We start from the raw sequence: 12,066 nt of genomic DNA on the forward strand, positions 1-12,066 counted from the left end.
CCGAGCGCGCGCGGGAACCGGTTCGGCAGGTCGCCCGACCCGCCGGTTCCGGTTCCACCCGTCCTTACCCTTCGTGCCGTCCTGCCCGGACGGACCGCCGTTTCCCTATGGAGGACCGCATGTCCCTGCTCGACCCGGCCGTCTTCGGCGGACGCGTGTTCACCGGCGACTGGACGAAGCCGCGCGGCGGCGACGCCCCCGCCACCTCACCGGCCACCGGGGAGGAGCTGGTCCGGATCGGCATGGCCGACGCGGACGACGTGACGGCGTCGGCCGCGCGCGCCGCCGGCGCCCAGCGGGGATGGGCGGCGGCCTCCTTCGAGGAACGCGCCGCCGTGCTGCGCCGCGCCGGCGCCCTCTTCGAGGAGCACGCCGGCGAGATCGCCGACTGGCTGGTCCGCGAAGCCGGGTCGGCCCAGGGCAAGGCGGGCTTCGAGTCGCACCTTGCGGTCACCGAGGCCTACGAGTCCGCGGCGCTGGCCTCCCAGCCGGCCGGGGAGGTGCTGCGGACGGCGAAGCCGCGGCTCAGCCTGTCCCGGCGGGTGCCCGCCGGAGTGGTCGGGGTGATCTCTCCGTTCAACTTCCCGCTGATCCTGGCCATGCGGTCGGTCGCGCCCGCCCTGGCGCTCGGCAACGCCGTGGTCCTCAAGCCCGACCCGCGCACCGCGGTGTGCGGCGGGGCGGTCGTCGCCGAGGTGTTCCGCCGCGCGGGGCTTCCGGAAGGGGTGCTGCACGTGCTGCCCGGCGGCGCCGAGGCGGGCGAGCGGCTGGTGTCCGAACCGCGGGTGCGCGTGGTGTCCTTCACCGGGTCGACCGCGGCCGGGCGCCGGGTCGGCGAGGCGGCGGGGCGCCACCTCAAGCGGGTCCACCTGGAACTGGGCGGCAACTCGCCGCTGGTGGTGCTGGGCGACGCCGACGTCGAGGCGGCGGCCTCCGCCGGGGCGTGGGGGGCGTTCCTGCACCAGGGGCAGATCTGCATGACCACCGGTCGGCACATCGTCCACTCCTCCATCGCCGAAGAGTACGCCGAGCGGCTCGCGGCCAAGGCCGACGCGCTGGCGGTGGCGGACCCGGCGGCCGACCCGGCCGCGCTCGGACCGCTCATCGACGCCGGCCAGCGGGACCGGGTGCACGGCCTGGTGACGCGGAGCGTGGACGCCGGGGCGCGGCTGCGCGCCGGGGGCGTGTTCGACGGCCTGTTCTACCGGCCCACGGTGCTCGACCGGGTGGGGCCGGAGGTGCCCGCCTACGCCGAGGAGGTGTTCGGGCCGGTCGCTCCGGTCATCGCGTTCGACACCGAGGACGAGGCGGTCGCGCTGGCGTCGGAGGGTGAGTACGGGCTGTCGCTGGGCGTGCTGACCGGCAACCCGATGCGCGGCACGGCACTGGCCGAGCGCATCCCGGCGGGGCTGGTGCACATCAACGACCAGACCGTGGACGACGAGGCCACCGCCCCCTTCGGCGGGGTGGGGGCCTCGGGAACGGGGTCGAGGTTCGGCGGGACCGCGGCGAACGTCGAGGCGTTCACGGAGACGCAGTGGGTGACCATGCAGGCGGACATCGAGCGGTACCCGTTCTGAACCCCCTGGCCCCGGTCCGCCCCCGGCCCCGGTCCCCCGGCCTCGCTCCGGGGGCCGGGGCCGGGGGCGGGGCCCTCACCCCTTCTCGGCGCCCGCGGTCAGGCCCGACACCAGGAGCCGCTGGGCCAGCAGGAACCCGGCCACCACCGGCACGGTGATCGCGATCGACCCGGCCATCAGCACCGGCGCGGGCACGGCGAAGTCGCCCAGCCGGGCGATGCCCAGCGACACCGTCCACCGCTCCCGGTCGCCGACCAGGAACAGCAGGGCGAACAGGAACTCGTTCCAGGCGATCATGAACACGTACAGCGCGGTGGCGGTGATCCCCGGCAGCGCCATCGGCAGCACCACCCGCACGATCACCTGCAGCCGGTTGCACCCGTCGACCTCGGCCGCCTCCTCCACCCCGGCCGGCACCGCCTGGAAGTAGCCGCGCAGCATGTACAGCGCCACCGGCACCGTCTGGGCCATGTAGATCAGCACCAGCCCGGTCAGGGTGCCGGTCAGGCCGATCCGGCTGAACAGCACGAACAGCGGGACGGCCAGCACGATGCCGGGGAAGAGGTAGACCGCCAGGAAGAACCCGTTGACGGTGTCGCGGCCGAAGAAGCGCAGCCGGACGGCGGCATAGGCGCCCAGGACGCTGCAGGCCACCGTCAGCACCGTCGTCCAAGCCGCGACGGACGCCGAGTTGCGCATGAACCGGGCGAGGCCGAACCCGCCGTCCTCCTCCGAGCGCAGGGCGGTGGCATAGGTCCCGATGTCGATCTCCGAGAGGGAGGGGAGCGCCAGCGGGTCCGCGACGAACGCGGCGAAGGGGCGCACGGACAGCACGACCCCGTAGAGGAGCGGACCGGCGGCCGCGACGGCCGCGAGGACGATCACGACGACCCGGGCGACCCCCAGCACGCGCCGTTCCACGGCATGCCGGTCCCACCGGCGCCTCGCCGCGCCGGGCGTCCCCTTCTTCGGGGCGGCGGGGGGCATCACAGCCGCCCCTTCCGCACCAGGCGCAAGTAGAGCAGCAGCGGAACGGCGAGGGCGGCCGTCATCAGCACCCCGAGCGCCGCCGCGGACCCCACGTCCGCGTTCGTCACCAGCTCCCGGTACACCCGCACGGCCACCACCTCGGTGCCGCCCGCGCCGCCGGTCAGCAGGTACACGTCGTTGAAGTTCTGGAACGACCAGATGAACCGGAGCAGGGCCAGCACCCCCAGCACACCGGCGAGCTGCGGCAGCAGCACGTACCGGAACACCTGCAGCGGCGAGGCGCCGTCCACCACCGCCGCCTCCTCCACGTCCCGGGGGACCGCCTGCAAGCGCGCCGTCAGGAACAGGAACGCCAGCGGGAACGACTTCCACACCTCGAAGGCGACCACCGTGCTCAGCGCCGCCGGGACCGGCAGCCCGGCCACGTCGATGCGGTGCTCGGTGAGGAAGTCGACCGGCGCCTGCCAGCCGAGGAACCGGCGGCCCGCCTCGTTCACCGCCCCGTACTGCGGGTCGAGCAGCATCTCGGTGATCGTGGCCGCCGCCACCACCGGCAGCACGTACGGCACCAGCGCCAGGCCCCGCATCAGGCCCCGCCCCCGGAAGGGGCGGCGCAGGGCCAGGGCCAGGGCGAGCCCGGCCGCCAGCGAGCCCGCCGTGGTCGCGGTCGCGTACACGAGGGTGGTGCGCACCGCCGCCCAGAACCCGGAGGCGGTGAGCACCCCGGCGAAGTTGGCCAGGGACACTCCCAGGTCGGCCGGGCTCAGCGTGCGGATCTCGATCAGCCGCAGCTCCTGCATGGACAGCACGACCACGGCGGCGAACGGCAGCAGCACCACCCCGCCCACCACCAGCAGGGTGGGGGCCACCAGCAGCCGCCCGTGCAGCTCCTCACGGGCGCGGCGGGTCAGGCCGCGTCGGCGGCGGTACCCGCGGCGGGGGCGGCGGCCGGTGACGGGCGCCGATGCACCGCCGCCCGCCCCCGCGCCGCTTGATGGCCCGGTCATCGGGGCCTTCCCCGGCGGATGGCCCGGCCCTCAGGGCGGAGGGGGAACGGAGCCTCTGCGGCACAGGGCAGGGAACGCCGAATCGCCGCCGGTCCGCCTGTGGAGACGGTGTCCGACCTCAAGGGGAGTCCCGCCGGACGGGGCGGTCGCCGGTGGAGCAGGAGCCCCGGCGGGCGGCCGCCGGGGCCCACCCGCCTCAAGGCGGCAGAGGACGTCATTCCGTGTCGGCCTTGACCGCGCGGGCCGCATCGGCCATGGACGCGGCGACCACCGCGGGCTCCTCGCCCTCGAAGAGCGGCCCGACTTCCTGGGCGAGGGTGTTCTGCGCGGCCAGTGGGCCCGCGAACGCCGCGTGCTCGGTGCCGTAGCCCCACCTGCGGAAGGACTGCGCACCTTCGACGATGTCCCCGATCACCGCTTCGCCGTAGAACTCCGAGAGCGGCGCCCGGCTGTCGTCGTCCTCCCCGGTGGGCAGCTCCGACCACGCCTCGGCGTAGACCTCCGGCTCGTCGGGCGTGCCGGGCCGCACGGGGACCCGTCCCTCCGGGGACACCTCCAGAGACTCCACATAGCCCGGCCCCATCAGGTACTCGACGAAGGCCCGCGCGTCCGCGGTGTCCGCACCGACGGGCACGCCCAGGTTGAGGGTGAGCCCGTACTGCACGGGCGATCCGTCGGGGGCGCTCAGGGCGCCCACCGTTCCGGAGTTCTCCGCGAGGAACTCCGGGTCGTCGGAGCACTCCGGGCACGTCGGCGGGAAGTCGGGGGCCAGCCCCGCCAGCTCGTCGTAGATGTGCGAACCCCAGAACAGCATCGCCGCCTCACCGGAGAGATAGGCGGCGCGGGTGGTCTCCACGTCCTGGTCGCCCGGGACCGACGCCCCGGCCATGCGGGCGTAGGCGTCCAAGGCGTCCACGCACGCGGGCTCCTCCAGGGCCACCTCGCCCGCGCCGTCCACCAGCTCGCAGCCCCCGGCCAGCAGCAGGGCCTCCACGGTCTGCGTGGTGAACGGGTCGCCCGGCTCGGTACCGAGCACGATCCCGGCCCTGCCGTCCCCGTCGAGCTCTTCGGCGGCGTCGGCGACGTCCTCCAGGGTCGCGGGCGGGTCGAGCCCGGCCTGCTCGAACAGGTCGGCCCGGTAGACGAGCACCTGGCCCCAGCCGTCACTGGGCACGGCGGCGGGGACGCCCTCGAAGGTGACCATGTCCAGGGCGTTGCGGCTGAAGGTGTCGGGGCCGAGCTCCTGGACGACCGCGTCCGCGGTCCCGGCGTCGAGCACCCCCTGGGCGGACCAGGCGGCGGCCTGGTCCGGGGCGAGCAGCACCACGTCGGGCACGTCGCCGGAGGCGGAGCCGACCGCCATGCTCTGGTTCTGGTCCTCGGCCGACATCGGCACCACGTCCACGTCGACGCCGGTCTCCTCGGTGAACGCGGCGGCGGTGGCCTCCTGCTGGGCGAGGCGGTCGGGGGTGACGTGCGGGGTCCAGAACACCAGGGCGCCCTGGTCCTCGGGGGCCTGGCAGGCGGTGAGCGCGAGCAGCAGGGCCGCACCGGCGGCCCAGAAGGGGCGGCGAGCGGAGCCGGGGCCGTGGCGGGGGCGGCGGGCCGCGGCCGGGGGTGCGGCCCGGTCGTCGGCGGGGGGGGGCGGGGCGGGGCCGGGGGGGGGCGGTGGGGGGTCGGGGCGGGGGGGGGGGCGCGGCTCGTGCATCGGCACCTCCGTGGGGCGGCGGCCGGTCGCGGCGCGGCCGGGTCAGTGGGGCGGGATCGGCGGGACGGGCGGCGGGCGGCCCTCCAACGCGGCGAGGGCGGCCAGCACGCACGCCCCGGTGAGGGCGAGCGGGGCCACGGCGGCCGGGCGCCCGGCGGCGGTGACCTTCTCCGGAAGGGCGCCCAGGCGGGTGCGGCGTGCGTCCAGCCAGTCGAGCAGGCGGGCGGCGACGGTGCGCTCGCCCAGGCAGGCGGCGGCCATCGCGAACAGGGACACCTGCGGGGTCCAGGCGGTGACCGGGTCGGGCCAGTCCTCGCCGGGGCGGACGCCGCCGTTGGACACGCGCAGTGCGTCGAGTGTGCGCAGCCACGCGGCGTGTGGGCCGGGGCGGGCGGGGGCGAAGGGCGGCAGCAGGAAGGCGACGGAGGCGTCGCGGCCGCCCGCACGGCCGCCGCGATCGGCGGGGTCGACGCGGTCGGTGGGTGCGGTGGGGGAGTCCGGTGCTCGGGGGACGGTGCGCGGGTAGTCGTCGGGGGCGAATCGGGCCTCGACGGCCGCCTCCATCTCCGCGGCGAGCTCGGCGGTCTCCGGGTCCCCGGTCAGCGCTGCCGCCGCCCTGGCACCCAGGGCCAGCGGCGCGGCTGTGCCGAGGGTGAGGTCGTCGGTGCGCTTCTCCCAGTAGTCGGGGGAGGGGCGCGGCAGGCGGGTACGCGGGTCGAGGGACTGTTCGACGACGGCCAGCGCGCGCGGGACGAGCCGCTCGACGGCGGCGAGGTCGTCGGCGGACGGCACCTGCTCCGCACCCTCCCGGCCCGGCCGCTCCCCCTCCGGCCGCAGCGCCTCCTCAGGCCTGAAGTGGAGAGAATCCGCGGCCCCGTCCGGGAAGGACGCGAGCGCGTCGCGCCCGACCGGGAGCTCTGTCGGAGCGCCGCCGACCGGCGGGACGGCGACGGTCGGGGACGGGAGGTGCGGATCGCCGCTCAACCTCTCCACGGTCCACGCCGCCCACAGCACCCACCCGGCGCCGTCGAGCTGGACGCCCCGGTCGTCGGGTGCGTCCCCGGACCCGTCGGGCAGGTACCGCGCCTGCCAAGGGCCCGCATGGGGCAGGACCCGCTCCAGGTAGGCGAGCACGCGGACCGCGTCGGCGCGCAGCCCGCACAGGGCCAGCGCCACGGCACAGTAGGAGGCGTCGCGGGGCCACACGTACCGCCAGTGGGGGCTGGCGGCGGCCACCATCGCGCCGTTGGGGAAGAGCAGCGCCCGGATGTCGATGAGGGCGGTGCGCGCCATGTCGCACCAGCGTGACGCCTGTCCGGGGATCCGGGCGGCGGCGAGTCCGGCGCGGCGCGCGGCGACGGCGGCCGGGTCGGCGGGTGCGGCCCCCTCCAGCGGCCAGCGCGGGTCCAGCAGGGCGGTTCCGGGGATGCGCAGCCGGTCCGAGTGCGGCGGCAGCGCGAGCGGGGAGCCGTCGGCGCCCTCGGCGACCCCGTCGGTGTACAACCGGGTCTCAGGGGACCAGGCGGTGCCCCGCGTCCCCAGCGGCACGCCCGTGTCCGGTGCGCCGTCCTGCACGGGCATGGGGACCACCTCGCTCGCTGCACCGCCCGGCTCCCGCCGCAGGGACCGGAGGGCGGGAGGGGCGTTCACCCTGCACGCCGATCGTCCCCATTCCGGGGCCGTCTGACCAGACCCGGCCTATCCGGCCGCGGTGCGCCTGTGACCGGCCGGGACGAACGAGGACACAGCGCCGGGAAAAAGGGGGGATCCGAAGCCCGGATCACGGTCCGGGGAAAACCGGGTGCGGGCCCGCCGCCCCGTACCGTTCACTCGCCCACCGGGGCCGGGAATCCCCGGTGGGAAGCCCGCGAAGGCTGCGGCCGTCCGGGCCGGACGGCCGGCCGATCGGTTCGGTGCATGATCGCGGTGCGCGGACTCGGTGCACGAACTGCGTGCATGGACTCAGCGCACGGACTCAGTGCACGCCGTCGACGTCCTTGTCGACGTTCTTCCGGGACGGCTTGCGGTCGCCGCCCCGCTGGTCCGCGCCGCGCACGTGGCGGGCGGCGTCGGCGGCGGCCCGGCGCGCCGCCGTCTCGGATTCGACCAGGAGTTCGCGCAGGTAGTGGATCTCGCGCTGCTGGCGGGCCACGATGCGGTCCATCGACCAGGTGGCGTGGTTCGACGTGAGGATCCATCCGGTGATCGCCCCCGCGATGAAGCAGGCGAGGGCGGTGAACAGAACGGCCATGGACCGTCCTCCTCCCTTGACCGACCCACCGGACTGCCGCCCGGAGGTGGCCGCCTTCGGCCACCCCGGACCGTCCGGCCACCATCAGGGGAGCACATGGGGGGAATGCTTGCCGATACACAGAATCCGTGCGAGCAAGCACGGGAAGCGGGCAAGCAAGCAGGAACGGTCACCCGGAAGGGAGCCCCCATGGCCGGATCCGCCCACGAGCCGAACTCCCCCGAGCTGAGAATCCTGGGAGAGCTCCTTCGGGCCGCCCGCACCGCGGCCGGTGCGACGACACGGCAGGTGGAGGGGTTCTCCAGCGGCCACGTGTCCAATGTCGAGAACGGCAGGGTGATGCCGTCCAGGCAATTCCTCCTCACGTATGTCACCCGCTTCGGTTGTGACCGCAATCGAGTGATGGACGCGTATCAACGGGCCAAGGTCGCCGCCAGTGGACGGCGGGAGGCCGCACGGAATGCGCAGGGGGTCGAAGGTGTCTGGGAGGTGAATCTCGATGCGACGTCGAGCCACGCCGACATCAGGTCGGCGTACCGGATCCGCAGCACTGAGTCGAGTTACCTCCTGGGCGGGCGCGGGGAGATAAAGGAGATCACCGCAATACGCACCATATCGCCTGTGTCGGCCGAGGTGTCCTTCGTGAGTGTGAGGTACACGTATCCCACCGACCCGAACCCCGGTGTTCTGAGTATTCAACCGGAATACGGGTGCAGTCTGGTCCGGTGCGACGAGTCGCACATGGGGTCGATCAGCGCGGTGCTCGCGCTTGAGGCTCCTGCGTCGGTCGGTGGGGTCGATGCCTCCGTGGCCTATCGCATCAGGGTTGATTCGGACATTCCGGCCGTTCCGCGTATCCGCCACTACGCATCCGGACAAACCCTCAAGTGTTCTGTGAGGGTGTGGTTTCACGAGAGTAAAATTCCGGTATCGGCCTGGTCTTACAGGGCCCGCTCTCGCGTGGCGGCCGATTACGTCGACTACAGTGCGGACCAGGCGAGTCCTCTGTCGAGTGTGACGGGGGGCTTCATTTTCTCTGATTTCTATGATCTCGATGATGAATACTGCGGTGTCGCCTGGTCGTGGCGGTGAGCCGCGTAGAAAAGGTGGGGCATGGATGAAGAATAATCTCGTCGGCCGCAGTGTAGACGGAGATGCGAGTTAATGACGTGCTGTGGCGGCTGCGGGAGTCGCCTCTGTGGTTCCTGCGGCTCCCTCAGTCGTCGTCCTGCATCCCTTGCCTCCCAGCGTCGTCTCTAGAGAAGTTTTTTCGCCCATGATGCGCCCTGTCCGGCGTCTGGGGAGCGCTCTCTGATACGGGGTGTACCCGGTAATGTGGGCGCTACGCCGGGATCAGTATTCCGAGGGGGTATCGCCGCCTCGGAGGAGATGGGCGTTCGGCGCCGTCGCTGCGCCCGTCAGGTCGGCGATGTGGACGACGGAGCGGCCGGAACCGGCCAAGCGCGCCGCGCCCGTCGCCTCGACGAATACGCTCGGCTCGCTCCACGCGTAGACGATGCGGGGGATCGGCGTCGCCAGGATCAGATCTGCGCACGGGTGCGGGCGGGAGGCGCGCCTTCCGCAGGGCTCCAGGGAGCTGTACAGTGTCGCGCCCGCCAGTCGGCCCTCATCGGGGCCCAGGTCCCTGAGCGCCGTCTCCTCCGCGTGGTCGTGCGGATCGTCCCTGCGCGAGTACCCCTCGGCGATGACCTCCCCGTCCCGGTCGGCGATCACGCACCCGACCGAGAACGCCGTCGTCGACGGCGGGCACAGGCGGGACAGCTCGATGGCCCTCCGCAGGAGCGCCCGGTCGCGGTCGTCGGCGGTCGCGGGGTCTCCGGTCTCCGGCCGGTCGGTCATCGGTCCGCTCCGGGGGCGGGGGCATCGAACGCCCCGTCGTCCCCATCCGCCCCCAGGCCTCCGGCAAGGGCCGCGGCCCTCTCGGACCTGTACCGCATCACCGCGATCTCCCCGAGCCGCCGGACCTCCTCCAGGCGCATCGGCGTCCCCGGCCCGTCCGGGAAGACCCCCGGCCCCGTGAACCGGGGTGCCGTGGCGTCACCGACGAAGAACGGCGCGACGGCGAGGCGCAGCTCATCGGCCAGCCCGCTGGTCAGGAACAGCGTGTGCACGTGGGTCCCGCCCTCGACCAGCAGCCGTCTCACGCCGCGCCGGGCCAGGTCGTCCAGGATCGCGCCGAGCGCGGGCGGGTCGCCCGCGTCGACGACCGAGGTCCCCGGAGCGCCCAGGAAGCGCTGCTCCGCCGCCGGGTAGGCGCTCGCGCCCGTGTAGACGACCTTCTCCGCGTCGCCGGTGACGAAGAAGCGCGCACCCGGGTCGAGCTTCCCGCTCTCGCTCAGCACCGCCTTGACCAGGTCGCCCGTGCGCCCGGCGGCGAGGCGCCGTTCGCGGCGGGCGGGGGAGCGCACCAGCAGGCGCGGGTTGTCCTTGCGGACCGTCCCCGCTCCGACGAGGATCGCGTCGCATTCGGCGCGGAGGGCGTCGACCTCGTCGAAGTCCTCGTCGCTGGATAGCCGGAGGCGGTCGGGACTCGCGTCGTCGATATACCCGTCGAGCGAGACCGCGCAGCTCAGGATGGTGTAGGGACGGTCCATGGCGGACAGGTTAGCGTCCCGGCGCCGCGCGGCACCCGGCCGCTACGCCCGGCGCGGGACCAGCACCTCGTCCAGGACCCTCCCCTGCGCATGCGCGGGCGGGGCCGCGCCCAGCAGGCGGCAGACCGTCGGCGCGACGTCGATGATCCCCGGATCGCAGAGCCGGCCGCGCGCCCGCACGTCCGGGCCCGACAGGGTCAGCGGGGCGTGGGCCTCGCGCAGGCTCGCGTGGCCGCCGCGCTCCGTGCCGCCCACCGCGTCCGGGTCGATGAAGGCGAACGGCGGCCGGGCGTCGAGGGTCAGGTCGCCCTCCTCCGGCGCCGCGCCGAGGGCGTCGAGGTCCTCGCGGGTGAGCACCGCCTCCAGCTCGTCCAGGCCGTGCAGGGCGCGCAGCAGGCGGGCGCGCCCTTCGGGGGCGGCCGCGGCGCCGCGCAGGTAGGCGTTGGCGGCGCGGGGGCTCGCCGTCAGGACGACCTCGGTCGCGGGGTCGGGCGCCTGTCCCGAGTAGAGTCGCTCGACCGAGAACCCCGCACCGGTGATCGCCCGGAACACCGCGGGCTCCAGGGAGCGCGTGTAGCCGGTCATGCCGTGGTCCGACACGAGGACGAAGGTCGTCCGCCCGAGCAGCCCCGCGCGGCGCACCTCGGCGACGATGCGGCCCAGCCCCGCGTCGAGCCCGGACAGGCGCTCGGGGATCCGCGGTGAGCGGGGACCCTCCCGGTGCCCGATGGTGTCGAGGTCGGCGGAGTAGGCCGCGATCAGGTCCGGGATCCGCGGCAGCCGCACCGGTGTCCCGTCCGAGTCGACGGGCTCGCCGCGCAGGGCCGCCGCCACTGCGTCGACGTTCTCCTCCCAGGTGCGGGCCTGGGTGTACAGGCCTTCGGGGTCGCCGTAGGCGGTGCCGCGGTCCTCCACGATGTACCACCCGGCCGACAGCACCGTCCGGCCCTGCCGCCGCAGCGCCTCGGCCAGGGTCTCGGCCCGCATGGTGCGCGTCTGCCCCCGCGCCTTCCCGGTCGCCGGGTCGAGTACGTAGGCGGTGTTGCGGTGCACTTCGGGGCGGGCGCCGGTCGCGGCGCTCGCCCGGTTGGGGTTGGAGACCGACTTGTAGGTTCCCCCCATCGTGGCGTGCGACCCGGTCCACATGAGCCCGGAGAGCACAGGGGCGCACGCGTCCAGGTGCTCGTCCAGGTAGGAGGGGGCCACGCCGTCCCAGTCGATGAGGATGACCGGGCCGGAGGGGCGCCCCGGTTCCGCGGAGCGCTCGGGCGCGGGCGCGGCCGCGGCGGAGGCTCCGGTGCCCGGGGGGTCGGGGTCCGGGAGGGCGCCTGACGGTGCACGGGACGGGGCGGCCCCACCCGGCTCTCCGGTACGGGCGGCGGATGCGACACGGTGACCGGCCACGGCGGACCCCCTCGGGTCGGGCGTCGGTACGCGGACGCGGCGATCGTAACCCCGCCGGGGCCGGAATCGTCAGACCCGTCCGGGAGGGTGTCCCCGCACCGAAGTACCGACCGGGTCCGGTCCGGCCGAGAGCAGAGGAGAATACGTGAAGTTCGCCCTCGTCATCCTGGAGAACACGGCCTCCCGCGCGTCCATCGAGCGTGATCGGGCGGCGCACCGCACGGCCATCGAGGCCTGGATGGGGGAGATGGCCGCCACCGGCCGGCTCGTCGGCGGGGACGCCTTCGAGACCGAGGAGACGGCCCCGGTCACCGTCCGCGTCGGCGCCGACGGTGTCCGGGCCGCGACCGAGGGCTCCGCCGTCCCGGGGGACGAGACCCTCGGCGGCTACATCCTGGTCGAGACCGCCGACCGCGACGAGGCCGTGGAGATCGCCCGCACCTGGCCCACGCCCGAGACCATCGAGGTCCGGCCGGTCATGGCCGGGTGAACCGGCCTCCCGGCTCCGGCC

At 74.4% G+C, this 12,066-nt stretch carries 11 protein-coding genes; 3 read left to right on the plus strand and 8 right to left on the minus strand.

Annotation, left to right across the window (positions count from 1 at the left end):
• Positions 1-119: 119 nt before the first annotated feature.
• On the plus strand, positions 120-1,580 hold the full coding sequence (locus O4U47_RS00925) for an aldehyde dehydrogenase family protein (protein ID WP_270675133.1): 1,461 nt from the start codon (positions 120-122) through the stop codon (positions 1,578-1,580).
• 75 nt (positions 1,581-1,655) lie between these two features.
• Here the strand turns inward: O4U47_RS00925 and O4U47_RS00930 are convergent, their stop codons facing one another.
• The 5 genes from O4U47_RS00930 to O4U47_RS00950 all read right to left on the minus strand — a co-directional run bounded on the left by O4U47_RS00930 (position 1,656) and on the right by O4U47_RS00950 (position 7,536).
• On the minus strand, positions 1,656-2,567 hold the full coding sequence (locus tag O4U47_RS00930; RefSeq protein ID WP_270675135.1) for a carbohydrate ABC transporter permease: 912 nt from the start codon (positions 2,565-2,567) through the stop codon (positions 1,656-1,658).
• Positions 2,567-3,577, minus strand: a complete 1,011-nt coding sequence (locus O4U47_RS00935) for a carbohydrate ABC transporter permease (RefSeq protein ID WP_270675137.1) — start codon at positions 3,575-3,577, stop codon at positions 2,567-2,569. The genes O4U47_RS00930 and O4U47_RS00935 overlap by 1 nt, the downstream gene beginning before the upstream one ends.
• A 214-nt stretch (positions 3,578-3,791) precedes the next feature.
• Positions 3,792-5,285, minus strand: a complete 1,494-nt coding sequence (locus O4U47_RS00940; protein WP_270675139.1) for an ABC transporter substrate-binding protein — start codon at positions 5,283-5,285, stop codon at positions 3,792-3,794.
• Positions 5,286-5,327: 42 nt separating this feature from the next.
• Entirely contained in the window at positions 5,328-6,866 is a 1,539-nt protein-coding gene (locus tag O4U47_RS00945; protein WP_270675140.1) for a glycoside hydrolase family 15 protein, read from the minus strand.
• Between the two features lie 394 nt (positions 6,867-7,260).
• A complete protein-coding gene (locus tag O4U47_RS00950; protein ID WP_270675142.1) occupies positions 7,261-7,536 on the minus strand; it encodes a hypothetical protein in 276 nt (91 codons plus the stop codon).
• A 189-nt stretch (positions 7,537-7,725) separates the two neighbouring features.
• Here O4U47_RS00950 and O4U47_RS00955 point away from each other — a divergent pair, with 189 nt between their 5' ends.
• On the plus strand, positions 7,726-8,628 hold the full coding sequence (locus O4U47_RS00955) for a helix-turn-helix domain-containing protein (protein WP_270675143.1): 903 nt from the start codon (positions 7,726-7,728) through the stop codon (positions 8,626-8,628).
• A 261-nt stretch (positions 8,629-8,889) separates the two neighbouring features.
• Here the strand turns inward: O4U47_RS00955 and O4U47_RS00960 are convergent, their stop codons facing one another.
• Genes O4U47_RS00960 through O4U47_RS00970 form a run of 3 tightly spaced genes read right to left on the minus strand, consistent with a single transcriptional unit; the run spans position 8,890 to position 11,555 of the window.
• Positions 8,890-9,396 (minus strand): cytidine/deoxycytidylate deaminase family protein, encoded by a 507-nt coding sequence (locus O4U47_RS00960; protein ID WP_270675145.1) that lies wholly within the window; start codon positions 9,394-9,396, stop codon positions 8,890-8,892.
• On the minus strand, positions 9,393-10,151 hold the full coding sequence (locus tag O4U47_RS00965) for a RibD family protein (RefSeq protein ID WP_270675147.1): 759 nt from the start codon (positions 10,149-10,151) through the stop codon (positions 9,393-9,395). Before O4U47_RS00965 ends, O4U47_RS00960 begins: the two co-directional genes overlap by 4 nt.
• 42 nt (positions 10,152-10,193) lie before the next feature.
• A complete protein-coding gene (locus O4U47_RS00970; RefSeq protein WP_270675148.1) occupies positions 10,194-11,555 on the minus strand; it encodes an alkaline phosphatase family protein in 1,362 nt (453 codons plus the stop codon).
• Positions 11,556-11,700: 145 nt separating this feature from the next.
• On the opposite strand from O4U47_RS00970, the gene O4U47_RS00975 reads away from it, so the two are divergent.
• Positions 11,701-12,045, plus strand: a complete 345-nt coding sequence (locus tag O4U47_RS00975; protein ID WP_270675150.1) for a YciI family protein — start codon at positions 11,701-11,703, stop codon at positions 12,043-12,045.
• Positions 12,046-12,066 lie beyond the last annotated feature (21 nt).

Source organism: Nocardiopsis suaedae (assembly GCF_027706745.1).
Classification (GTDB): Bacteria; Actinomycetota; Actinomycetes; order Streptosporangiales; family Streptosporangiaceae; genus Nocardiopsis_A; species Nocardiopsis_A suaedae.